General features: G+C 66.0%; 22 protein-coding genes. 16 read left to right on the forward strand and 6 right to left on the reverse strand.

Annotated elements, in window-relative coordinates:
• Window positions 1–119: 119 nt before the first annotated feature.
• Together QFZ70_RS04160 and QFZ70_RS04165 are read right to left on the reverse strand one after the other, a co-directional pair.
• Window positions 120–923: an ABC transporter substrate-binding protein gene (locus QFZ70_RS04160; RefSeq protein WP_307094231.1), complete on the reverse strand. Its 804-nt coding sequence runs from the start codon at window positions 921–923 to the stop codon at window positions 120–122.
• 167 nt (window positions 924–1,090) lie between these two features.
• Window positions 1,091–2,482, reverse strand: a complete 1,392-nt coding sequence (locus QFZ70_RS04165; RefSeq protein WP_307094232.1) for an isochorismate synthase MenF — start codon at window positions 2,480–2,482, stop codon at window positions 1,091–1,093.
• Between the two features lie 146 nt (window positions 2,483–2,628).
• Here QFZ70_RS04165 and QFZ70_RS04170 point away from each other — a divergent pair, with 146 nt between their 5' ends.
• From QFZ70_RS04170 to QFZ70_RS04185, 4 genes are all read left to right on the forward strand, one after another.
• Complete coding sequence (locus QFZ70_RS04170; RefSeq protein ID WP_307097793.1) at window positions 2,629–3,402, forward strand: demethylmenaquinone methyltransferase; 774 nt, start codon at window positions 2,629–2,631, stop codon at window positions 3,400–3,402.
• A 3-nt stretch (window positions 3,403–3,405) separates the two neighbouring features.
• Window positions 3,406–4,746: a geranylgeranyl reductase family protein gene (locus tag QFZ70_RS04175; protein WP_307094233.1), complete on the forward strand. Its 1,341-nt coding sequence runs from the start codon at window positions 3,406–3,408 to the stop codon at window positions 4,744–4,746.
• Complete coding sequence (locus QFZ70_RS04180) at window positions 4,743–5,843, forward strand: polyprenyl synthetase family protein (RefSeq protein ID WP_307094234.1); 1,101 nt, start codon at window positions 4,743–4,745, stop codon at window positions 5,841–5,843. Before QFZ70_RS04175 ends, QFZ70_RS04180 begins: the two co-directional genes overlap by 4 nt.
• Before the next feature lie 448 nt (window positions 5,844–6,291).
• A complete protein-coding gene (locus QFZ70_RS04185) occupies window positions 6,292–7,161 on the forward strand; it encodes an endonuclease domain-containing protein (RefSeq protein WP_307094235.1) in 870 nt (289 codons plus the stop codon).
• Window positions 7,162–7,275: 114 nt separating this feature from the next.
• Here the strand turns inward: QFZ70_RS04185 and QFZ70_RS04190 are convergent, their stop codons facing one another.
• Both QFZ70_RS04190 and QFZ70_RS04195 read right to left on the reverse strand, forming a co-directional pair.
• Window positions 7,276–7,701 carry a hypothetical protein gene (locus QFZ70_RS04190; protein WP_307094236.1) on the reverse strand — a complete coding sequence of 142 codons (426 nt, stop codon included), beginning with the start codon at window positions 7,699–7,701 and terminating at the stop codon, window positions 7,276–7,278.
• Between the two features lie 14 nt (window positions 7,702–7,715).
• Window positions 7,716–8,384: a trimeric intracellular cation channel family protein gene (locus tag QFZ70_RS04195; protein WP_307094237.1), complete on the reverse strand. Its 669-nt coding sequence runs from the start codon at window positions 8,382–8,384 to the stop codon at window positions 7,716–7,718.
• Window positions 8,385–8,444: 60 nt separating this feature from the next.
• On the opposite strand from QFZ70_RS04195, the gene QFZ70_RS04200 reads away from it, so the two are divergent.
• From QFZ70_RS04200 to QFZ70_RS04225, 6 genes are all read left to right on the forward strand, one after another.
• Window positions 8,445–9,314, forward strand: a complete 870-nt coding sequence (locus QFZ70_RS04200; protein WP_307094238.1) for a sirohydrochlorin chelatase — start codon at window positions 8,445–8,447, stop codon at window positions 9,312–9,314.
• A gap of 54 nt (window positions 9,315–9,368) precedes the next feature.
• The gene (locus tag QFZ70_RS04205; RefSeq protein WP_307094239.1) at window positions 9,369–11,114 is read left to right on the forward strand and encodes a nitrite/sulfite reductase; all 1,746 of its coding nucleotides are present in this window, start codon (window positions 9,369–9,371) and stop codon (window positions 11,112–11,114) included.
• Window positions 11,111–11,902, forward strand: a complete 792-nt coding sequence (locus QFZ70_RS04210; RefSeq protein WP_373461529.1) for a phosphoadenylyl-sulfate reductase — start codon at window positions 11,111–11,113, stop codon at window positions 11,900–11,902. The genes QFZ70_RS04205 and QFZ70_RS04210 overlap by 4 nt, the downstream gene beginning before the upstream one ends.
• Window positions 11,899–12,846: a sulfate adenylyltransferase subunit CysD gene (cysD, locus tag QFZ70_RS04215; RefSeq protein ID WP_307094240.1), complete on the forward strand. Its 948-nt coding sequence runs from the start codon at window positions 11,899–11,901 to the stop codon at window positions 12,844–12,846. Before QFZ70_RS04210 ends, cysD begins: the two co-directional genes overlap by 4 nt.
• Window positions 12,846–14,252 carry a sulfate adenylyltransferase subunit 1 gene (locus QFZ70_RS04220; RefSeq protein WP_307094241.1) on the forward strand — a complete coding sequence of 469 codons (1,407 nt, stop codon included), beginning with the start codon at window positions 12,846–12,848 and terminating at the stop codon, window positions 14,250–14,252. Before cysD ends, QFZ70_RS04220 begins: the two co-directional genes overlap by 1 nt.
• A gap of 144 nt (window positions 14,253–14,396) precedes the next feature.
• Window positions 14,397–15,563, forward strand: coding sequence for an RtcB family protein (locus QFZ70_RS04225; protein WP_307094242.1), 1,167 nt, complete (start codon window positions 14,397–14,399; stop codon window positions 15,561–15,563).
• A 12-nt stretch (window positions 15,564–15,575) separates the two neighbouring features.
• Here the strand turns inward: QFZ70_RS04225 and QFZ70_RS04230 are convergent, their stop codons facing one another.
• Both QFZ70_RS04230 and QFZ70_RS04235 read right to left on the reverse strand, forming a co-directional pair.
• Window positions 15,576–16,409, reverse strand: a complete 834-nt coding sequence (locus QFZ70_RS04230) for a glycerophosphodiester phosphodiesterase (RefSeq protein ID WP_307094243.1) — start codon at window positions 16,407–16,409, stop codon at window positions 15,576–15,578.
• A 113-nt stretch (window positions 16,410–16,522) separates the two neighbouring features.
• Window positions 16,523–16,933 (reverse strand): Hpt domain-containing protein, encoded by a 411-nt coding sequence (locus tag QFZ70_RS04235; RefSeq protein WP_307094244.1) that lies wholly within the window; start codon window positions 16,931–16,933, stop codon window positions 16,523–16,525.
• Window positions 16,934–17,264: 331 nt separating this feature from the next.
• On the opposite strand from QFZ70_RS04235, the gene QFZ70_RS04240 reads away from it, so the two are divergent.
• From QFZ70_RS04240 to QFZ70_RS04265, 6 genes are all read left to right on the forward strand, one after another.
• Window positions 17,265–18,404, forward strand: coding sequence for an ABC transporter substrate-binding protein (locus QFZ70_RS04240; protein WP_307097795.1), 1,140 nt, complete (start codon window positions 17,265–17,267; stop codon window positions 18,402–18,404).
• 37 nt (window positions 18,405–18,441) lie between these two features.
• On the forward strand, window positions 18,442–19,170 hold the full coding sequence (locus QFZ70_RS04245; protein ID WP_307094245.1) for an ABC transporter ATP-binding protein: 729 nt from the start codon (window positions 18,442–18,444) through the stop codon (window positions 19,168–19,170).
• A complete protein-coding gene (locus tag QFZ70_RS04250; RefSeq protein ID WP_307094246.1) occupies window positions 19,160–20,113 on the forward strand; it encodes an ABC transporter permease in 954 nt (317 codons plus the stop codon). Before QFZ70_RS04245 ends, QFZ70_RS04250 begins: the two co-directional genes overlap by 11 nt.
• 213 nt (window positions 20,114–20,326) lie before the next feature.
• Window positions 20,327–20,791: an SRPBCC family protein gene (locus QFZ70_RS04255; protein WP_307094247.1), complete on the forward strand. Its 465-nt coding sequence runs from the start codon at window positions 20,327–20,329 to the stop codon at window positions 20,789–20,791.
• A gap of 164 nt (window positions 20,792–20,955) precedes the next feature.
• A complete protein-coding gene (cobA, locus tag QFZ70_RS04260) occupies window positions 20,956–22,251 on the forward strand; it encodes a uroporphyrinogen-III C-methyltransferase (protein ID WP_307094248.1) in 1,296 nt (431 codons plus the stop codon).
• A gap of 99 nt (window positions 22,252–22,350) precedes the next feature.
• Window positions 22,351–23,817, forward strand: a complete 1,467-nt coding sequence (locus tag QFZ70_RS04265; RefSeq protein WP_307094249.1) for an FAD-dependent oxidoreductase — start codon at window positions 22,351–22,353, stop codon at window positions 23,815–23,817.
• Window positions 23,818–23,855 lie beyond the last annotated feature (38 nt).

The raw sequence follows: 23,855 nt of genomic DNA on the forward strand, positions 1-23,855 counted from the left end.
GCCCCGGACGGACTGCGGTACAGCTCGTCCGGGGCCCCCGGCTGCGTAGTTCTCAGGGCCGTGACCGAACCAGGGCGGGGGAGCCTCAGGCCTGCACGGCGACTACTTGGCGGTCTTGGCTACTTGGCGGTTTCGCCGAACCAGGTGGTCTTGAACTTCTCGAGGGAGCCGTCGTCGGTGAGGCGCTTGAGCGTGCCGTTGACCTTCTCCGCCATGGCGGTGTTGCCCTTCTTGATGGAGATGCCCAGCTGCTCGCCCGTGGCGAACTCCTCAACACTCTTGAACTTGGGCTGGTCCTTGATGGCGTAGCCGAGGACGGACTGGTTCCCCAGGGCGGCGTCGATGGTGCCGGCCTCGAGCGCCTGCACGAGGAGGCCCGTGTCCTCGAACTGCTGGGCGTCCAGGCCCTTCTCCTGTGCGTACTCGGCGCCGGTGGTGGCCTGCTGGACGCCCACCTTCTTGCCCTTGGCTCCATCGAGGCCCGTGATGCCGGACTCTTCGCTGGCTACGAGGGCCAGGTCGTCATCCAAGTAAGGGGTGGAGAAGTCCATTACGGACTTGCGGGTGTCCGTGATGGAGATGGAGGAGATACCGAGATCGCACTGGGTCAGCGCGGTGCCGGTCTCGATTGCCTCGAACGAGCTGTCCACGATGCTCAGTTCGGCGCCGAAGTCCTTGGCGAGTTCCTTGGCGATGTCCACGTCGAAGCCGACCGTCTGGCCGTCCTTCTCGAATTCGAACGGCTCGTAGGGGATGTCCGAGCACACCGTCAGCTTGCCGGCGTTGATGAGCTGGATGCCGCCTTCGGAGGCTGCCGGTGTGGAGCTTCCGCCGCCGCAGGCCGTGAGGGTGAGGGCGCCGACGGCGAACAGTGCTGCTGCCTTGGCGGTGATCTTGGCCGTGGCCAGGGACTTGAGCTGCATGTTTCTTACCTTTTGTTGCAGGAGTGTGCGGTACTAAATCGGTTCATAGTGTAGCGCCGATTAGGAGATATGCATCACAGGAAACTTAGATTCACTATTGGATAACCAATTTACCGTTGTTTCAAGCCTAGGTGAAGCAGCGGTGTCCCGTATCCCGGACTCTCTGGCTAGTTGCTGATTCCGAGCGACTCCAGCATGGGCCGGAACTTCGCCCAGGTCTCCGCGAGCTCAGCTTCGGCCTGGGAGCCGTCCACTATTCCGCAGCCGGCATACAGTCGCACGGTGTCGCGGGACTCGATGACCGCTCCGCGCAGGGCAATGCCCCACTCGCCGTTTCCGGCGGCATCCAGCCATCCCACCGGACCGGCGTACGGCCCGCGGTCCAGGTGCTCCAGCTTGCGGATGAGCGCGCCGGCCACCTGGGTGGGGGTCCCGCAAACGGCGGCAGTGGGGTGCAGCGCGTTGATCAGGGCGAGGCATGTGGGGACGTGACCTTCCACCTCAGTGAGTTCTGCCTTCACGTCCGAGGCCAGGTGCCAGACGTTTGGCAGCTCCAGGATGAAGGGTTCATCGTGCGCGTTCATCGCTTCGGAGAACGGCGCCAGCTGGGACGTGAGCGACTGGATCGCGATTTCGTGCTCATGCCGTTGCTTCTCTGATCCTGCGAGCACCCGGGTGGCGTAATCCATAGGGAGGCCGTCCTCGCCGTGCGCATCGCGGCGGTCCAGGGTGCCGGCCAGCACGCGCGCCTGGGCGGTACGTCCCTCCACTTGGATCAGCATCTCAGGCGTTGCGCCGACCAGCCCGTCCACCCCGTACGTCCAGCATTCGCGGTATCGGCCGGCGAGCTCCCGCAGCACCTGCGCGGCGTTCACGCCGGACGGAACGGTGGCAACGACGTCGCGCGCCAGTACCAGCTTCTCCAGCGCACCGGTCCGGATTTCGGCCACACCTGCTTCCACGGCAGCCATCCAGTCCTCCTCGCTCAGCGATCCCGTGTGCAGGGTTGCGCCGGCAGCAAGGGGAAGGGGACGTACGACGGCGCCGCCTGACCGCGGGCGAACCGCGCCGGAGGTACCGTCCCCGGCAGAGTCCGCTGCCGCCATCGTGCTTTCGCCGGAGGGGGAGCTGCTGCCCAGCAAACGGTCCAGTGCGGCGAGGGCGCCCTGCTCGGTGAGGGGGCCGTCGTCGAACGTCAACTGGGTGAGCCAGGCCTGGCCGTCACGGACGCCCACAACAACCTCGGGCACGATCAACCGGGATTCGTGGGCTGAAGTCTTGGAGAAAGCGAAGGATCCGAAGGCCACTGGACCTGTCCCCGGGAGTTCCACGGAGTCCGTGATGTCGGCTTCGAGGACCAGGTGGCGCCACCAGATATCGGCTTCGAGGAAGCGCTCGGGACCGGTGGCGGTGAAGCGGGTGATCTCGCCAAAGCCCACCAGCCCTGCCTCACGGCGGGTCCAGCAGAGCACATCGTCCCGGACCAGAAACGACGGCAGCCCCCCGGGGAATTTTTGGCCGTCAAGGGGGACTGTCAAGGTGCGGAACGTGCTGGTCATGATGGATCAACACTACCCCTCACGCTAAACCGCAGTGGCGTGCGGCGCCTCGAACCACTTGTACCCCGATACCCACCGCGGGCCGGGCCGGAGCATTGGCGCGGGCCTTGGTCCGGACCCTCCTGAACATTTGAGACAATGTCATGGTGAACCGAGCATCCTTGGATAAGCGTCCGGACGAAGTAGCCACGATGTTTGACGACGTCGCCCCCAAATACGACGTCGTCAACGATGTCCTGTCCCTGGGGCAGACCCGCCGCTGGCGCAAGGTAGTGGTGGAGGCAATGGAAGCCGTCAAGGGCCAGCGGGTCCTGGACCTGGCCGCCGGAACAGGTACCTCCAGTGAGCCATATGCCGATGCAGGCATAGACGTGGTGGCCTGCGACTTCTCCCTCGGAATGCTCAAGGTCGGCAAGCGCCGCCGCCCGGACATCGACTTCATCGCCGGAGACGCCACTAACCTGCCGTTCGCCGATAACACGTTCGACGCCACCACCATCTCCTTCGGCCTGCGCAACGTCAACGAGCCCAAGAAGGCCCTGCAGGAGATGCTCCGCGTCACCAAGCCCGGCGGTCGCCTGGTCATCGCCGAGTTTTCCCAGCCCGTGGTTCCGCTTTGGCGCACCATGTATACCGAATACCTCATGCGCGCCCTCCCGCCCGTAGCCAGGAAGGTGGCCTCCAACCCGGACGCCTACGTGTACCTCGCCGAATCCATCCGCGCCTGGCCGGACCAGGACCACCTCGCAGCATGGCTGGAGGAAACCGGTTGGGAGAAGGTCACCTACCGCAACCTGTCCGGCGGAATCGTGGCCGTGCACCGTGCGTTCAAGGCCCCCGACTCAACACCAGACGGCGCAGCTGCCGCCATCGCCGCGCACAAGGGCCCCGTGGCCAAGCTGCGCCGCAACACCCGCTGACCTGTGAGGGTATTGATTGTCGGCGCGGGGCCGGCCGGCTCCACCGCCGCGTACTACCTTGCCAAGGCCGGCATCGACGTCACCGTCTTGGAGAAGACGAGCTTCCCGCGCGAGAAGGTTTGCGGCGACGGCCTCACCCCGCGCGCTGTCCGCGAAATCCAGAAACTCGGCCTGCCACACCCTGAAGGTGACGGGTGGCGCCGCAACAAGGGCCTGCGCCTAATCGCGGGCGGACGCACCATCGAGCTGCCCTGGCCCGAAGTGTCCGATTTTCCGCAGTACGGACTCATCCGCACCCGGCTGGGTTTTGACGAGGAACTGGCCCTCCACGCCCGGGCCGCCGGCGCCACAATCCTTGAGCGGCACAGCGTCACCGAAGCCCTCCGGAACGACGACGGCCGGGTCACCGGCGTCCGCGCCGCCGTCCTTGACGAGTCCGGACGCAAGACGGGGGAGACGCACGACTTCAGTGCCGACGTCGTACTCGCCGCTGACGGAAACTCCACGCGCACGGCCGTATCCCTCGGCATCCAGAAACGTGACGACCGCCCGCTTGGCGTGGCTGTTCGCACGTACTTCACCTCGCCGCGCACGGACGATGACTGGATGGAGGGCTGGCTCGAGCTCCCCGGCCGCGACGGCAAGCTGCTGCCGGGCTACGGCTGGGTGTTCGGCGTCGGTGACGGCACGTCCAACGTGGGCTTGGGCATCCTGAACTCGTCCAAGGAATTCGGGAAGCTCGACTACAAGCAGGTCCTCCGCGAGTGGACCGCCGGGATGCCCGCCGACTGGGGCTTCACGCCCGAGAACCAGGTGGGCGAAATCCGCGGCGCCGCGCTGCCGATGGGCTTCAACCGAACGCCGCATTACTCACCCGGACTGCTCCTCCTCGGGGACGCCGGCGGCATGGTGTCCCCGTTCAACGGCGAGGGCATCTCCTACGCCATGGAGTCCGCGCGTTTCGCCGCCGAGTTCATCATCGACGCCTCCTCGCGCGCGGCCTCTTCCGGCGGAACGTACGACGCCGACACGCACCTCTCGCGGTACGCGGGCTATGTGCGGGACCAGTGGGGCTCGCACTTCACGCTGGGGCGGGCGTTCGCCGCACTGATCGGCAAGCCGGCGGTCATGAAGCTCGCGCTCCGGACCGGCATGCCCATCCCGGTGCTGATGCGGTTCGTGGTCCGGCTCCTGGCCAACCTCACGGACCCCGCGGCGAAGGGCTTCGAGGACCGGGTGATCCGGGTCCTGGAATCCCTGGTTCCGGCCACAACAAACACATCGCACGCTCCGTCGGCTTCGAATCAGCGGTATCCGCAACAAAAAGTTAGGGTTAACCAGTGAACAACCCCGCAGACCACAGCTGGACGCACGCCGGGCACGGCCTGCCGGAGTCCGAACCCAGCCTCAACACCACCGCCATCGCGACGGGTTTGCAGCTGCCCGCTGGCTTCGCCGCCATCGCCGGGGATGCCGAGCTGGGGCCGGCCATCACCACCAACCTGGCCCGCGTGGAGAAGAAACTCCGCGAAGCCATTGCCAACTCCGATCCGCTGGCTGACGCAACGTCGCGCCACCTGGTGGAAGCCGGCGGCAAGCGCATCCGGCCTTTGCTGACGCTCCTTTGCGCCCACCTCGGCGACGCATCGCTTCCCGCCGTGGTGCAGGCCGCCGTCGTGGTGGAACTGACGCACCTCGCCACCCTGTACCACGACGACGTGATGGACTCCGCTCCGTTCCGCCGCGGTGCCCCCACGGCCCACGAGGTGTGGGGCAACTCTGTTGCGGTCCTCACCGGCGACCTGATTTTTGCCCGGGCCTCGATCCTGGTGTCCGAGCTCGGCTCGCGCGCGCTGGGGATCCAGGCGCGCACCTTCGAGCGGTTGTGCCTGGGCCAGCTGCACGAAACGGTCGGGCCACGCCCGGACGAGGATCCCGTGGAGCACTACCTTTCGGTGATTGCAGACAAGACGGGTTCCCTGGTTGCGGCATCCGGCCAGCTCGGCGCCATCTTTGCCGGCGCTGACCCCGCCTTCGAGTCCGTTTTGGTGGAGTACGGCGAGAAGGTGGGTGTGGCCTTCCAGCTTGCCGACGACGTCATTGATGTCACCGGCATCAAGGTCAAGTCCGGCAAGTCCCCGGGAACGGACCTGCGCGAAGGTGTTCCCACGCTGCCGGTGCTGCTCCTGCGCAGGGCCGCTGCCGATGGTGACCGGTCCGCCGTCGAACTTCTCCAGCTCATCGATGGCGACCTGACCTCCGACGAAGCACTGGCCGAGGCTGTTGCCGGTCTTCGCGGGCACCCGGTTACCGCCGAATCCTGGGTGGTGGCGCGCCAGTGGGCAAATGAGGCCATTGCCGCGCTGGCCCCGCTGCCCGAAGGGGTGGTCAAGGAATCGCTGTCCAATTTCGCGATGGCCGTGGTGGACCGCGCCAGCTAGCTTTCTCTGTGGAAGCCCGGCTCCGTGGTGGCGCCGGGCTTTCTGCTTGGGTGGGCTGGTGGCGCCTGCCGTTAAACGGGACAGCCCCGGTCCGCAGCGCTGAATGACGAGTCATCCGTGCTGTGAGCCGAGGCTATCTCTCCGTTCGCATCAGACCCGCCGGAGGCGTTTAGCGGATCCGTGAATAGTTTATGACAGCTTTGTCACAAGATGCAAGTCCGTTGTTACGGCCTTGTCAAAGACTTTCTTGCCGTTGTACGCCCTAATTGCGTCTCTTATGAGCCACTGCACCAGTGTTGCCCGCAGAATGGCGGGATGTAAGTCGGAGCCAGCCGCTAAAAGTCACGCATTCGGGTTTTAAGCGTCGCCCATGACTCGGGTTGTGTGTTGTCCACATAGCACCAGTCCTCTCTCGCGAGGGGGTCTTGAGCAACGACACGCTGGGCTGATGGACATCATCGATTACCTGAACCGGCAGGGCGGGGCGGCTCGGGCATCGCAGTTGAAGAAGTCCGGCTATACGCGGGCAGCGGTTAATCAGGCTGTCGCACTGGGAGTGGTGGTCAAGGTGCGACGCGGCGTTTACGCGGTGCCGGGCCCAGGCGTCCTGACCTCAGCCTTGGCTGCCGGCGGCAGGCTGACCTGTCTCTCGGCCGCTCCCGTTTATGAGCTCTGGACACTCAACACCGCCACATTCGTGCACCTCTGCCGCAGTCACCCCACCAGCACCCCTGGCGTGAAGGACCACGGCCGCCCCACGCATCCACGGCATGCTTGGCTGCCTGTAGTTGGGCTCGCAGACGTGCTGCTCCATGCCCTGCACTGCCTGCCCGAACTGGAAGCGCTAGTCATGGTGCAGTCGGCGGTGGGCAACGGAAGTATTTCGCTGGAGTTCCTGTTTGAAAAATGCCAAGGCCGCCGGAACGGCAAAGTGCGCTCGGTACTGGACCTCGTGATTCCCAGGGCAGACTCATTACTTGAGGTTCTGGCCAACACCTACTTCGTCCGGGCCGGCCTGCGGGTGCGCAGGCACGTCGTGATTCCCGGTGTGGGCGAGGTGGACTTCCTGATAGAGGAATGCCTTGTGGTGGAAACCGACGGTGCCACCCACTTCGAACCACGGGCGGTCAAGAAGGACCAGCGGCGGAACAACAAGAGCATCGTGGGTGGATATCTAGTGCTCCGCTATTACTACGAAGACGTGGTCCATTCGCCGGATGCGATGGTTGCGGAGGTCCTGGCAGTCCTCGAGCTCAGGCGCAGGGGCGTTTTTCCGGTCGGGACGGCCACGCGCCAGACCAGAATGCGCAGCTTTTAGCCACTGCAGAAAATCAGTTCCATGCAAATCCCGCGTCCGTGGCCCACTCCGGCACCATAAGTTACGCATTCCGGTCGTCGGACGTAGCCCAGCACCCTGCCAAGCCAGGACACCCTAGTCTTCGTCGTCCTCGAACGCCCACTCGAACATGTCGAACACGAACTCCGAGAACGTGCCCTCTTCGGACTTCCACTGGCCGCGGGTGTTGTTGCGGCGGTACACGATGGGATCCGGGACGCCGAGGTCGCCGACGCGGAAGCCCCAGGTGTACTCCTCTTCCTCATCCTCGAGGAACATCAGGAAGCCTTCGTCGTCGACTTCGAGCTCGTCGGGATCCCAGAAGTAGTGGTAGGCCTCCATCAAGTCCTCGCAGCCGCCGATGGCCAAGTAGAACTCGCGGAGGACCAAGGGGATCTCGAATTGGTGGTCGGCCAGGGCCTTGTCCAGCTCCTCGGCGGGCAGCCCGTCCTCTTCCTGCCATTCGTCCTCGAGATACTTCGGAACCAGCGCACGGAATTTCTCGAGGAACATGTCAGTCATGCTTCATATCCTAGCTAAAAGCCGCTCCGTGATTCGCCGCCCGCAGAGCTGGTGCGGTGCCACCCGTTGACGGCCAGCGGGATATGCCAGGAGCGCCGCCAGGCCACTACCCGGAACACAAAAACGAGGGCAGCCACCACGCAGGCGGTCAACGCATTAAAGGCTCCCGTTACCCACAGCACCGTGGTCAGTGCCGCGCCGCTGAAGGCCGGAACAGCGTATAAGTCCCGGGAGTTGAACAGCTGCGGCACTTCGTTGGCAGTGATGTCGCGCAGCAGCCCGCCGCCCACCGCCGTGGTAACGCCCAGCAGCACCGCCGCCACCGGGTTGACGCCGAAGGACAGCGCTTTCAGGGTTCCGGTGATGCAGAACAGGGCCAGTCCGCCGGCGTCGAACAGGACCAGCAGCGACGTGAAGCGTTCCACGCTGGAAAACAGGAAGTACACCAGGAACGTGGCCAGCAGCGGCGGCACGAGATAGGCCGGATTGGTGAAGGCGGCAGGGACGCTGTTGAGAATGATGTCCCGGATGACGCCGCCGCCGAGTGACACCAGGGAGGCCAATAGTAGCGAGCCCACAATGTCGAACTGCTTCCGGGCCGCCAGCAAGGATCCCGAGACAGCAAAGAAGAAGACACCGGCCAGGTCCAGCCATACCAGGGCGATGTCAAAAGGGAATGTCATGGAGCGTCCCGGCAGTTCAAAGAGGGCGGACAGGGCGGCTCCAACGTTACGCTAGCCCCTATGAACAGCCCCATCATGATCGCCTGCGCCCATGGGACGTCCAGCACACAGGGTGCTGCGGAGGTGAACGCGCTGCGGGATGCCATCGCCGCGCTCCGCCCGGGCCTCGACATCCGCGAAGCGTACGTGGACGTCCAGCAGCCGGACTTGGTGGACGTGGTGGCGGGCCTGCCGGAGGGGGAGTCCGCAGTGGTGGTGCCGTTGCTGCTAAGCGTGGGATACCACGTGAAGGTGGACATTGCGAAGGCAGTTAAGAGCCGTCCTGGGAGTGCGGCTGCCGCGCCGCTGGGTCCGGATCCGCGTCTTGCCGCGCTGCTGGACCAGCGGCTGCGCGAGGCCGGGGTGACGGACCGCGACGTGATTGTCCTGGCCGCCGCGGGCTCGTCGAACCCCAGGGCAGCGGTGAGCGTGGAGGAACTGCTGGGCCAGCTCCAGGAGTTGCGGACCAACCGGATGGTGGCCGCCTATGGTGCCTCCGCCAAGCCTTCCGTGCCCGACGCCGTCACGATGCTTCGCGAGGAACTTGAAGGAGGTGCCGGGGCGGGGGAGTCCGCCGGAGCTGACGACGTCGGCGGGCGCGTGGTGATTGCCTCCTACCTCCTGGCGCCGGGCTACTTCCATGACCAGCTCGCCAAGGCGGGTGCCGACGTTGTAACGGAACCGCTGCTGCCGTCCCCGGTGTTGGCCGAGATCGCGCTGGAAAGGTACGACGCCGCCGTCGCGAAGGCCGCCGAAACCGCAACCGAAACACCAACCGAAGCGCCATCCAACGAGCCCGCCGCAGCCCCTACGGAAGCCAGATCGGATGCACAGGAGGGTGGCTTCTTCAAGGCCGTCCGGCGTTTCGTGACGAAATATTTCCCTAGGTGACTCAACGTTTCCGGGCCTTTGTGACGCTATTCGGGCGGGACCTACAGTCGATGCATGACTGATACAGCTCTAGCCGGAGCGTCCGAGGACACCGCCGCCCCGAAGCGCCCGGCCCGCCCGTCCCGACCCGCCGCGAAGCCGCACGGTCAGTGGAAAGTGGACGGCAAAACGCCCCTGAACGCCAACGAAACCTGGAAACAGGAAGACGACGGCCTTAACGTGCGCGAGCGTATCGAAACCATCTACTCCAAAGAGGGCTTCGACGCCATCCCCGGCCAGGACCTGCACGGCCGGTTCCGCTGGTGGGGCCTCTACACCCAGCGCAAGCCCGGGATCGACGGAGGCAAGACCGCAACCCTTGAGCCGCACGAGCTCGAGGACAAGTACTTTATGCTCCGTGTGAGGATCGACGGCGGCGCTCTCACCACCGAGCAGCTGCGCGTCATCGGCCAGATCTCCGTTGACTTTGCACGGGACTCGGCCGACCTCACGGACCGCCAGAACATCCAGCTGCACTGGATCCGAGTGGAGGACATCCCCGAGATCTGGACCCGCTTGGAAGGTGTTGGCCTCTCCACCACCGAGGCCTGCGGCGACGTTCCGCGCGTCATCCTGGGTTCACCGGTAGCCGGCATCGCCAAGGACGAGATCATCGATCCCACCCCGCTCATTGAAGAGCTGGGGGAGCGGTTCATCGGCAACCCGCTGCTGTCCAACCTGCCGCGCAAGTACAAGACGGCCATCACCGGCCACCCCAGCCAGGACGTGGTCCACGAGATCAACGACTTCGCCCTGGTGGGTGTCCGACACCCGGAACTCGGCATCGGCTACGACCTCTGGGCCGGCGGCGCGTTGTCCACCAACCCGATGCTCGGCAAGCGACTGGGTGCGTTCGTCCGCCCCGAGGAAGCTGCGGACGTGTGGCTCGGCGTCACCAGCATCTTCCGCGACTACGGCTACCGCCGCATGCGCACCAAGGCCCGCCTGAAGTTCCTGATGGCAGACTGGGGGCCCGAGAAGTTCCGCCAGATCCTCGAGGACGAATACCTGGGCTACAAGCTGGCCGACGGTCCGGCCGCGCCCAAGCCCACGTCCCCCGGTGACCACATCGGCGTGCACGAGCAGAAGGACGGCAAGTTCTTCATCGGCGCCACCCCGCTGGCCGGCCGGCTGTCCGGCGCCGGGCTGGTCAAGCTCGCGGACACCCTCGAGGCCCGCGGCTCCTACCGCCTGCGCACCACCCCGCACCAGAAGCTTGTGGTCCTGGACGTCGAAAAGGAGCACGTGGAGCCCCTGGTGGCCGAGCTGGACGCGCTGGGCCTGTCCGCCCGACCGTCCGTGTTCCGCCGAGGCACCATCGCCTGCACCGGCATCGAATACTGCAAGCTCGCCATCGTGGAGACCAAGCACACCGCTGCGACCGCCGTTGCTGAGCTGGAACGCCGGCTGGGCGACCTCGCCGCCTCCGGTGAACTGCCGCACGCGCTGTCCCTGCACATCAACGGCTGCCCCAACTCCTGCGCCCGCATCCAGACCGCGGACATCGGCCTCAAGGGGATGATGCTTCCCACGCCCGACGGCGACCCCTCCCCGGGTTTCCAGGTCCACTTGGGCGGCGGCCTGGCTTCCAACGAACGCGAGGAAGCAGGCCTGGGACGCACCGTCCGCGGCCTCAAGGTCTACGTTGATGACCTGCCCGACTACGTGGAGCGCGTAGTCCGCACCTTCGTAGCCCAGCGCGCCGAAGGCCAGACCTTCGCCGAGTGGGCCCACGCAGCAGACGAGGAGGCACTCCAGTGAGTAAGCACGCACTTGGTGTTGATCCGGTTGTTGCACCGGCTGAGGCTTCGGCAACGGTTGAGGAGACTGTGGCCTCCGCTGCTCCCGCCCTCCGCAGCAAGGACGAGCTGAAGGCCCTGGCCGAGGCCGGCGCTGCCGAGCTCGGCTGGGACGCCCCGGCCCGCGACGTGATCGCTTGGGTGGAGCGGAACTTCGATCTGCCCGCGGTCGCCGTCGCCTGCTCCATGGCCGACGCCGTCCTGCCCGCCCTGGTGGCGGACCAGCTGCCCGGCGTCGACGTCCTGTTCCTTGAAACCGGCTACCACTTCCCGGAAACCTACGCCACGCGCGACGAGGTGGCGGCAAACCTCCGGGTCAACGTGGTGGACGTGCTTCCCGAAAACACCGTGGAGCAGCAGGACCGGCTCCTGGGCAAGGACCTCTTCGCCCGCGACGCTGCCCAGTGCTGCGCGCTCCGCAAGGTGGCCCCGCTGCGCCGCACCCTGTCCGGCTACGAGCTTTGGTTCACCGGCGTCCGCCGCGACGAAGCCCCCACCCGCACCAACACGCCGCTGGTCACCTGGGACGAGGCCAACGGCCTGGTCAAGGTAAACCCGATGGCCGCGTGGACCTTCGACCAGCTGGTCCAGTACTCGGACGACAACCTCCTGCCCGTCAACCCGCTGCTTTCCCAGGGTTACCCCTCCATTGGCTGCCAGCCCTGCACCCGGAAGGTGGCGCCGGGCGATGACCCCCGCGCCGGCCGCTGGGCGGGCTCCGACAAGACAGAATGCGGACTACACGTATGAGCACTTTCCTAACCGAGGAGACTACCCAGGTGACTGACTCCGCCGTCTCCACCCGACTGAGCAGCTTGGACACCCTCGAGTCCGAGGCCATCCACATCATCCGTGAGGTAGTCGCCGAGTTCGAGAAGCCCGCGCTGCTGTTCTCGGGCGGCAAGGACTCCGTGGTGATGCTGCACCTGGCCACCAAGGCGTTCTGGCCAGGCAAGGTCCCGTTCCCTGTGCTGCATGTGGACACCGGCCACAACTTCCCCGAGGTCATCGACTTCCGCGACCGCACCGTCGAGCGGCTGGGACTGAAGCTCGTCGTCGGCTCCGTGCAGGAATTCATCGACCGCGGCGAGCTGGCCGAGCGTGCCGACGGCACCCGCAACCCGCTGCAGACCGTCCCGCTGCTGGACGCCATCCAGCAGAACAAGTTCGACGCCGTCTTCGGCGGCGGCCGCCGGGACGAGGACAAGGCCCGCGCCAAGGAGCGCATCCTGAGCCTGCGCGATGAGTTCGGCCAGTGGGACCCGCGCAACCAGCGCCCCGAGCTGTGGAACCTGTACAACGGCCGCCACACCGTGGGCCAGCATGTCCGCGCGTTCCCCATCAGCAACTGGACCGAGCTGGACATCTGGCGCTACATCGAGCGCGAGAACATCGAGCTCCCCGGCCTGTACTACGCCCACGAGCGCGAGGTCTTTGCCCGCGACGGCATGTGGCGCGCAGTCGGTGAGGTATCCCAGCCGCTGCCTTCCGAGGAAGTCATCACCAAGACCGTCCGCTACCGCACCGTGGGCGACATGTCCTGCACAGGGGCCGTCGAGTCCGACGCGTACACCGTGGCTGACGTTGTTGTTGAAGTCGCTGCCTCCACCCTGACCGAACGTGGCGCCACCCGTGCAGATGACCGCATCTCCGAGGCCGCCATGGAAGACCGCAAGAAGGACGGGTATTTCTAATGAGCACCGAAGCGCTTCTCCCGGCGGACCTGGAAACAGCCCTGCCCACAACGCTCTTCCGGTTCGCCACCGCAGGATCGGTCGACGACGGCAAGTCCACTCTGGTGGGCCGCCTCCTTCACGATTCCAAGGCCATCCTGGCCGACACGCTCGACGCCGTTGCACGCACCTCCGCGGACCGTGGCTTCGGCGGAGCGGCGGGCGGCATCGACCTGGCCCTGCTGACCGACGGCCTGCGTGCCGAGCGCGAACAGGGCATCACCATCGACGTCGCCTACCGCTACTTCGCCACCGACCGCCGCAGCTTCATCCTGGCCGACTGCCCCGGGCACGTGCAGTACACCAAGAACACGGTGACCGGCGCGTCCACGGCGGATGCCGTCGTCGTACTCATTGACGCCCGCAAGGGTGTGCTGGAGCAGACCCGCCGGCACCTGTCCGTGCTGCAGCTGCTGCGCGTGGCGCACGTGATTGTGGCCGTGAACAAGATTGATTTGGTGGATTTCAGCGAGTCCGTGTTCCGCGAGATTGAAGCGGACGTGCAGCAGGTTGGGCGCGAGCTCGGGCTGGGTTCGGACGGCATTACCGACCTGCTGGTGGTGCCCGTGTCCGCGCTCGACGGCGACAACGTGGTGGACCGCTCCGAGCGGACGCCCTGGTACACCGGCCCTGCACTGCTCGAGGTCCTCGAAACCCTTCCGGCCGCCGACGAGCTGGAAAGCCACCTGGAGAGCTTCCGCTTCCCGGTGCAGCTGGTCATCCGGCCCCAGGGCGCCCTGGCTCCGGACGCCGTGGCCGCCGGCCTGGATGTGGAGGCCTACCGTGACTACCGCGCGTACGCCGGCCAGATCACTGAGGGCTCGGTCAAGGTGGGGGACAAGGTCTCCGTCCTGACCCCCGGCCAGGACCCCCGCACCACCACCGTGGTGGGCATCGACTTCGCCGGCGCCTCGCTGGAGGAAGCTGCCGCCCCGCAGTCCGTGGCCCTTCGCCTGGCTGAGGAATTCGACGTCGCCCGCGGTGACACCATCGCCGCGGCCGGCACCGTCCGCGAAGCGTCGGCAGACCTGTACGCGTCACTGTGCTGGCTGTCCCCGAAGCCGCTCCGCGAGGGCGCCAAGGTGCTGGTGAAGCACGGCACCCGCACGGTGCAGGCCCTGGTCCGCAACGTTGGCGGCAAACTTGACTTGGCCACCTTCAAGCTGGAGCCGGCGTCCACCCTGGAATTGAACGACATCGGCCACGCGCAGCTCCGGCTCGCCGCGCCGCTGCCGCTGGAAAACTACCTGCACCACCGCCGCACCGGTGCCTTCCTGGTGATCGACCCCCTGGACGGCAACACGCTGGCCGCCGGCCTGGTGAAGGACCACCCGGGCGACCACGAGGACGAGCGCTACTCGATCTAGTACCGCCTGAATCTAGTTCTTCCCGATTCGACGGTTCCCCGCGGGTTCGACGTTTCCCAACGTCGATCCTGCAGGGAATCGTCGAATCGGCTGTTTAAGTGAGAGATTTACGTTAGTGCGCACCGGCGAAGTGGGAGGCCAGGCATGGAGACCATCAACAGCAAGCTGCTCAACTGGGCTTCGATCCTGGACCCCCTAACGCGGGAACAGGCCGTGATGACTGCCGAGCTGCCGTTCATCTATCCGCACCTGGCGCTGATGCCTGACGCGCACCTGGGCAAGGGCGCCACCGTGGGCTCGGTCATTCCCACATTGCGCGCAATCATTCCCGCGGCCGTGGGCGTGGACATCGGCTGCGGCATGATTGCCGTGCGGACCCAGTACTCGCTGACGGACCTGCCGAAGGACCGGCGGCGGCTCCGCGAGGACATCGAGCGTGTGGTTCCGCTGTCCGCCGGGCACAACAATAAAAAAGTGTTGCCCACGGCGGAGCCCCGGATCGCGGAGCTGAAGCAACTCGCGGCGAAGGCCGGTTTCAACCCGGCCCAGTACGTGGCAAAGTGGGAGCTGCAGCTGGGGTCCCTGGGCTCGGGCAACCACTTCATCGAGGTCTGCGCGGACGAAAACGACGACGTCTGGCTGTTCCTGCACTCCGGCTCACGCGGCGTGGGCAACAAGATCGCCCAGCACCACATCGGCGTCGCCCAGCACGTGTCCCGGAAGCACCAGATCCGCCTGCCGCACCCGGACCTCGCCTACCTGGACGAGGGGACGCCGCAGTTCGACCGGTACATCGCTGAGCTGCGCTGGGCCCAGCACTTCGCGCTGCTGAACCGCGAGGAAATGATGGACCGCGTCAGCACACAGTTCGGCCATTGGGTGGGCGGTCCGGTGCACGAACGGGAGCGCATCAACTGTCACCACAACTTCACCCAGCAGGAGACGCATTACGGCAAATCCTTGTGGGTGTCGCGGAAGGGCGCCATCAAAGCCGCGCCGGGCGATCCCGGACTGATCCCCGGTTCCATGGGAACGGCGTCGTACGTGGTGGAAGGACGGGGCAACCGCGAATCCCTGAACTCCTCGCCGCACGGTGCAGGCAGGGAGTACTCCCGCAACGCCGCCCGCAGAACGTTCTCGCTGGAGGAGCTTAAGAAGGCCATGCGGGGCATCGAGTTCCGGGCCTCGGAGGCATTCATCGACGAAATCCCGGCAGCCTACAAATCGATTGACCAAGTGATGCAGGACGCCGCCGACCTCGTCACGGTCCGGCACAAGCTTCGGCAGCTGATCAACGTCAAGGGCAACTGAGGGGCTGGCGCTTCAGGACGCGCCGGCCGCCTGGGCTGCGGCGCGCGTGCGTGCATCCTTGAGCAACGCCTTGGCCTGGCCGGGGTCGTCGGCCGTGCCGCCGTCGGCATTCAACTCCAGTGCCCGGTCCAGGTCTTCGCGGCTCTTCAGGGGCCAGACGTGGACCTCGATGCCGGCTGCCTGCAGCTGTTCCACGTGCACCGGAGTGAGATGCTCAAACCCCGTGTAAAGCGTGCCCGCGCCCGTGACAATAAGGACATCCTCAAGTTCTTCCTGCTGCCGGCGAGTAGCTGCAAAGGCGCGGACAATGAATCCGCGGGGAACGGCCGGCAGGTGCAGTGCGAGGAGGAACAGTGCTTCCGGGAGGAAACTCGAAAACTTGATGCGGCCGATGTGGGCCGGATTCTGCGCGAGCAGTTCGGCCAGGGCCGGCACCGTGGACGGGTCCTTGATCTCCACCTGGAGCGTGACGTTCGTGAGCTCGAGGACTTCGGCGAAGGTCAGAACCGGCTGTCCCGACGCCAGCGGAACCTCGTGCACCTGGGCAAGTGTCAGCTCGGCGACAGGCATGCCCGCATTCAACCCTCCCGCTGCCAGCCGCTCAAGGGTTGGATCGTGAAGGACGATAGGGACGCCGTCGGCAGTGACGCGCACGTCAAGTTCAATTTCGTCAACACCTGCGGCCTCGGCCAGGAGAAACGACACCGCGCTGTTCTCGGGTGCCAGGGCCATGGCTCCCCGATGGCCGACGACCGCAAAGCCGGCATTACACGGGCGGGGCCGGGCGTAGTGGTTCGGAGAGTCAGTGGGCAACTGCAGAACAGGAAACACCTGGTTGTTGGTCACAACCAAAACCTAGGGAGGCAAGGTCAACCGGCAGGTGGAGCGACCTTAACGGGGGGAAAACATCCGGTCAAAAGCCCGGGCGCTTGAGGGACACACAAGGTGGCACGGGATCGTCAGCTCGGGTCGGGCTTCTGCTTAAGGGCTGCCCGCAGGAGATAGGTAGTCTGCCGGCTGCACTGTGTGAGCCGCCGAAGATGGACCGCCGCCAGCTGGGGCAGTGCAACGGCCGGGTCGGTGTCGCGGGTGTCGTTGCGGATGGCCTGCTCAAGGTTTAGCGCCATCCCCGCCAGCCGCTCCGCCCCGACCATCTGGCTTGAGGTTTTGAGGCTGAGCACTGCTTCCATGGCTCCCTTAAGGTCCCCGGTGGTCAGTGTTTGCCGCAGCCGCTCGGTCCGCTGGGGCAGGTGCGCGATGAAGTTCTGCACGAAGACCTTCCAGACTCCTTCATCGTCGTCCAACTCCTCGCGCAACCTCACCAGCACGGCAGGATCCAGGAGGGGTGCGAAGCCATCGCCCTCGCTCACGGTGGCCCCCCATGGGCAGCACCCGTGCCGGGACTCCGCCAACCATGCAACCGTCGCCTGCAAAACCCGATACCCATGACGCACCCCTGAAGGTCGTAAACCGATGAGCCTCCCAGCAGGACTTTCTATGGACGCTACGGGGCGGCCGTTGCGGAGGCACGAGTAGTGAGTACTCGATTCTCTTAGGACGGGGAATCGGCAGTTCCAAGTGGCTGGCCCACCGTCGCCGGAATATGACGATAAATGAACTCGCGTGACCCCCCGTTTCCGCTTCATTGAACGGCTTTGGGCCACTCCCTATGGTGAAACAATGACTAGTTCCAAGCCCGGGATGACCCGCATCGTGGCAGGCGAAAGCGCGGTTCCCAAGCGCAAGCGTGCCATCGAGGCTGCCCTGGCTGTTGGCCTGGTCCTGCTGATCGTGGTGGGCGCGGTGGTGGCATCGACTGTTTCGCGTAACACCGAGGCGCTGGCTGTTGGACCCACGCCCGCTGCGGAACTGAAGCTCGGTTACTTCGGCAACGTCACGCACGCGGCCGCGCTGGTGGGCATCAAGGAAGGCTTCCTAGCCGAGGCCCTGGGCAGTACCGCCCTCAGCACCGAAACGTTCAACGCCGGGCCAGCGGCCATCGAGGCCTTGAATGCAGGCGCTATCGATGCCGCCTACATCGGCCCCAACCCGGCCATCAACTCCTTCGTGAAGAGCCAGGGCGAATCCGTCAGGATCGTGGCTGGCGCTGCTGCCGGCGGCGCCCAGCTGGTGGTCAAGCCCGAAATCAACTCTGCCGCAGACCTCAAGGGCAGGATTCTCGCCTCCCCGCAGCTTGGCGGCACCCAGGACGTTGCCCTTCGCGCCTGGCTTTCGGACCAGGGGTACAAAACCAACGTTGACGGCAGCGGCGACGTTGCCATCAATCCCACCGAAAACGCGCAGACGCTGAAGCTGTTCCAGGACGGAAAGCTCGACGGCGCGTGGCTGCCTGAGCCGTGGGCGTCCAGGCTGGTGCTCCAGGCCGGAGCGAAAGTGCTGGTGGATGAAAAGGACCTGTGGGACGGCAGCAGCACCGGTAAACCGGGCGAGTTCCCCACCACCGTCCTGATTGTGAACCAAAAATTCGCGGCCGACCACCCGGACACCGTGAAGGCGCTCCTGGCCGGCCATGTGAAGTCGGTCGCGTGGCTGAACGAAGCGCCTGCCGCACAGAAGGCCTCCGTCATCAACTCGGCCCTGCGGGAATCAGCCGGCGCAGCCCTGGCCGACGACGTGCTCGCACGGTCCCTGGCCAACATCACCTTCACCCTTGACCCGCTGGCCGGAAGCTACCCGCGGCTGCTGCAGGACGGAGTGGAGGCCGGCACCACCAAGCAGGCCGACATCAACGGACTCTTTGATCTTCGTCCGCTCAACGACGTCATCGCCACCGGCGGCGGCGCCAAACCTGTTTCAGCCGCCGGCCTCGGCCAGGACTGACTCCCTTTTCTTTCACCACCTACCTAAGGACGGCACCATGCCAGTCGTACTGGAACACCTGGGCAAGCGCTTTGGCGACGGCGCCCCGGTACTGGACGACGTCAACGCCGACATCGGCAAGGGTGAGTTCGTTGCCCCCCTCCTCGGTGCCTCCGGCTGCGGCAAGTCCACCCTGCTGAACATCATGGCGGGACTGGAGGCCCCGTCGTCGGGCGCGCTCGAAGTGCCCAGCGACGGTGCCGCCTTTATGTTCCAGGACGCCGCCCTGTTCCCTTGGCTCACGGCCCGGGAGAACATCGAGCTGGCACTGAAGCTCCGCGGCGTGGGCAAAGCCGAGCGCAAGGCCAAGGCGCAGGAGCTCCTCGAACTGGTGCACCTGGGTACGGCGGGGGACAAGCGCCCGCACGAACTGTCCGGCGGCATGCGCCAGCGCGTATCCCTGGCTAGGTCGCTGGCGCAGGACCGGCAGCTGCTCCTGATGGACGAGCCGTTCGCCGCCCTGGATGCCATCACGCGTGACCTGCTGCACGACGAGCTTGAGCGCATCTGGAAGGAAACCGGGCGCACCATCGTCTTCGTGACCCACAACGTCCGCGAGGCCGTGCGGCTGGGCCAGCGTGTGCTGCTGCTGTCCTCCCGCCCCGGCCGCGTTGTCCAGGAATGGGCCGTCACCGAGGAACACCGAACCGACGCCGGGCTCGCCGGCCAGCTGACCGGGGTCATCACCGCCCGGCTGCGTGAGGAGATTCGCCGCCATGCCAAGTAACCCCACACCCCTCGCCGAATCGGATCCGGTGGTTGAGCCCGTCGAAACCCGGCACATCCATGCTGCCCTGACCCGGTCTTCCACGGGGCGTGAGGACCTGCGGGAACTCGAATCCGGACTTGACTCCCTGCAGTCCGACTCCGACCGCAAACACCGGGTCGACTGGAGCCGGGTGCTCCTGCCGATCGCGGCCCTGGTCACCCTGGTCCTGATCTGGCAGTTCTATGTCTCGCTTGGGTTGAAGCGCCGTGACCAGGTACCCGGTCCCATCGATGTGCTCAACCAGATGGGAGTCCTTTGGAACGAGGGCAAACTGCAGGAAGCCGTGTGGACCTCCATGGAGCGGGGGCTGGTCGGCTTCATTATCAGCGTGGCCATCGCAACTCCGGTAGGCCTCCTGCTGGCCCAGGTGGCTCCGCTCCGCCGCGCTTTCGGGCCCCTGATTTCCGGCCTGCAGGTGCTGCCCTCGGTGGCCTGGGTACCGGCCGCCATCATTTGGTTTGGCCTTACCGACGCCACGGTGTACTTCGTGATCTTTATGGGCGCCATTCCGTCCATCATCAACGGGCTCATCTCGGGCGTTGACCAAATTCCGCCGCAGTACCGCCGGGTGGGCACCGTCCTGGGCGCGTCCCGGCTCCAGATGGCGCTGCAGATCATACTCCCCGCCGCGCTGCCCGGGTACCTGGGCGGCCTCAAGCAGGGCTGGGCCTTCTCCTGGCGCTCCCTCATGGCCGCGGAAATCATCGCCGTCGGTGGCACTATCGGCTTCGGCCTGGGCTCCCTGCTGGACCAGGGCCGGCAACTGTCGGACATGTCCGTGGTGATGGCGGCGATCCTGCTCATCCTCGCCGTCGGCATCCTGATTGAACTGCTGGTGTTCGCGCCGATCGAGAAGCGCCTCCTGCGCAGCCGCGGCCTGCTCGCCGGCAGCACCCGGTAGCCAGCGGCGGCCAGCCCCTTATAGAACCAACACCAAGAGCCCGACGGCGAGTCCCACCGTCGGGCTCTGCTGTACTTACCGACCCGTTTGCGTCACTTTTGGCACGTCCACCTGCCCTCGGCCCCGTAACGGCGCGGTCGGACTCCGGTGCCGGCAGCGAAAGTGACGCCTTTTGGTCGTCCAAGAAGTGGAGGCCTCTGACAGACTGGCCCAATGACCGTCAGCTTCGTGTGCCGTACCGAATCCGCATTGCCGCCGGAGAAACTCTTCGATCTGGCCCGCAGCATCGACCTGCACGTGGACTCGCAGGAGCGCAGCGGGGAGCGTGCAGTCGGAGGCGTGACCTCCGGGCTGATCGGCGAGGGGCAGGAAGTGACGTGGCGGGCGCGGCATTTCGGAATCCCCATCACCATGACCAGCGGCATCACAGAATTCACATTCCCATGCAGCTTCACGGACGAACAGATCCGGGGACCGTTCAAGTCCTTCCGCCACGTCCACGAGTTCGAGGGCACTGGCACCGGCAGCATCATGACCGATCGGGTGGAGTTCGCCGCCCCGTTCGGCCTCCTGGGCCGAGTGGCTGAACGGTTGGTCCTGCACCGGTACCTACACCGGCTCATCCGGGACCGCGGCCACTTCCTCGCCAGCATCAGCGGACACACCGGGGCGCCTTGACGCGGCTCGCTGCAGACTCAGCCACCAGCGCCCCGGGCCGTCGTCGCTGTGAACCGCGGCGGAGGCCCGCGACGGCCAAGCCTTGTGTGACGCAGCGTTACCTTACGTGAACTGGTGTTGCTCGGCCTTTGTGGGCCATTGTGACGCGGCCCTACCGTTGATTCATGGCAATTCAGGATATTTACCCCACAGCGCTGCGGCTGCTCGGCCGCCCCGTGCTGGTGGTGGGCGGCGGCCCCGTGGCTGCCCGCCGCGCCAAGGGCCTGCTTGACGCCGGTGCCCGGGTCACCGTCGTAGCCCCGGTTGCCTCTGACGCGCTTCAGGAACTGGCCGACGCCGGCCTCCTCATCTGGGAGCCCCGCACCTACTCTTCCTCCGACGTGGACGGCGTCTGGTTCGTTCAGACCGCCACGGGAGACCCAAAGGTTGACGCCCAGGTCTCCGACGATGCCGAGGCCCAGCGGATCTGGTGCGTCAACGCTTCCGACCATGAAGCCTCCGCCGCCTGGACCCCAGCCGTCGCCGAGGTGGACGACGTCAAAATTGCCGTGAACGCCGGGGGAGACCCGCGCCGCGCCATGGCCGTCAGGGACGCAGTCGCCACAGCGCTCGAAACCGGCGACCTGCCGCTGCGCCGCCGCCGGGCCTCCGGGGGAAGCGTGGCCCTGGTGGGCGGCGGGCCCGGCGACACCGGCCTCATCACCGTTCGCGGCCGCCGCCTCCTGGGCCAGGCCGACGTCGTGGTCGCAGACCGCCTCGGGCCGCGCGAACTCCTGAACGAGCTGGCCCCGGACGTGCACGTCATCGAGGTCGGCAAGACCCCGGGCCACCACCCCGTCCCGCAGGCAGAGATCAACCGCATCCTCGTCGAGGAAGCCCTCAAGGGCCACCGCGTGGTTCGGCTCAAGGGCGGCGACCCCTACGTCCTGGGCCGCGGCGGCGAGGAAGCCGAATACTGCCGGCAGCACGGCGTCGAGGTTGAAGTGGTTTCCGGCGTCACGTCCGCGATCTCCGTTCCCGCCGCCGCCGGCATTCCCGTCACACACCGCGGCCTGGCCAAGGGCTTCAGCGTGGTGACAGGGCACGAGGAACTGTCCGAAGTTCCGGCCCGCCCGGACCACACCGTTGTCCTGCTGATGGGCGTGGGCCAGCTGCGCGAATCGGCGTCCGCTCTGGGCAAAGCCGGTCTCGCTGGCGACACCCCGGTTGGTATTGTGGAAAACGGCTATTTGCCGAACCAGCGCGTCACCATCGGTACCCTCGGTTCCATCGCGGACCAGGCGGAAGCCGCCGGCGTCGCAAATCCCGCAGTGATTGTCATCGGTGACGTGGTGCGCGTCAGCCCCTTCGCGCCGTCGCACTTCAAAACCGCTGACTACAGCACCATCACCCCCAACAGCCCCCGCAAGACCCGAAGCACCAGCACCACCCCGGACAAGCCCCGCGTCCTCACCACCTAGCACCCACCCAACCAGCTCGCAGTAGATGTCGTTATGAGCCGTCAAAAAGTACATTTACTGCCAGCCAGTTGGGACGGACCGAAGAAAAGGAACACAGCCGTGTCATCAAGCACCACCGTAGGTTCTGCCGAACGTCCGCTGCGCGTCGCCGTTGTGGGCTCCGGCCCGGCAGGCGTCTACGCCGCGGACATCCTCACCAAGAGCGAAGCCGTCAAGAGCGGCGAGCTGACTGTCAGCATCGACCTCTTTGACCGCTACCCGGCACCCTACGGCCTGATCCGCTACGGCGTGGCCCCGGACCACCCCCGCATCAAGGGCATCGTCAACGCCCTGCACAAGGTGCTGGACCGCGGCGACATCCGCTTCTTCGGCAACGTGGACTACGGCACGGACCTCACCATCGAGGACCTCCGCACCCACTACGACGCCGTCATCTTCGCCACCGGCGCCATCAAGGACGCGGACCTGAACATCCCCGGCATCGAGCTGGACGGCTCCTACGGCGGCGCGGACTTCGTCTCCTGGTACGACGGCCATCCCGATGTTCCCCGCGAGTGGCCGCTGGAGGCCAAGGAAATCGCTGTGATCGGCAACGGCAACGTGGCCCTGGACGTGGCCCGTGTCCTGTCCAAGCACGCTGATGACCTGCTGGTCTCCGAAATCCCGGACAACGTCTACGCAGGCCTGAAGGCCTCACCGGTCACGGACGTGCACGTCTTCGGCCGCCGCGGCCCGGCCCAGGTCAAGTTCACCCCGCTGGAGCTGCGCGAGCTGTCCCACTCCAAGGACGTGGACATCATCCTGTACCCGGAGGACTTCGAGTTCGACGAAGAATCCGACCGCCAGATCCAGACGAACAACCAGACCAAGACCATGGTGGGCACGCTCACCAACTGGATCGCCGAGCAGCCCGAGGACCTTTCCGAGCTGAAGGCCTCCCGCCGCCTGCACCTGCACTTCCTGCACAGCCCGGTGGAGATTTACGACGACGCCGAGACGCCGGGCAAGGTTGCCGGCATCAAGTTCGAGCGCACCGAGCTGGACGGCACGGGCAACGCCCGCGGCACCGGCGAGTTCGTGGACTACCCGGTGCAGGCCGTCTACCGCGCCATCGGCTACTTCGGTTCAGCCCTGCCGGACGTTGAGTTCGACCACAAGAAGGGCGTGGTAACGAACGACGGCGGCCGGGTCCTGGACGCCGCAGGCCAGCACGTGCCGGGCATCTACGCAACTGGCTGGATCAAGCGCGGACCGGTCGGCCTGATCGGCCACACCAAGGGTGACGCCCTCGAGACGGTCACCTACCTGCTGGAGGACCGCGAAAACCTGCCGGTCGCCGCCGCGCCCGAGGCGGAGGCCGTCGTCGACCTCCTCGACGCCCGTGGCGTGAAGTTCACTAGCTGGGAAGGCTGGCTGGCGCTGGACGCCCACGAGCTCGCCCTCGGTGCAGCCGCCACGGAGGCCGGCGGTTCACACGGCGTCGAGGTCAAGCGTGAGCGCATCAAGGTAGTGCCGCGCGAGGACATGGTTGCCATCTCCCGCGACGGCGTCACTGCGCAGGTCTAGCCGTTTAGCTTCAGAGTGGGGCCACGTGCCGTCCAGCC

Source organism: Arthrobacter sp. V1I9 (assembly GCF_030817075.1).
In the GTDB taxonomy this organism is placed as follows: Bacteria; Actinomycetota; Actinomycetes; order Actinomycetales; family Micrococcaceae; genus Arthrobacter.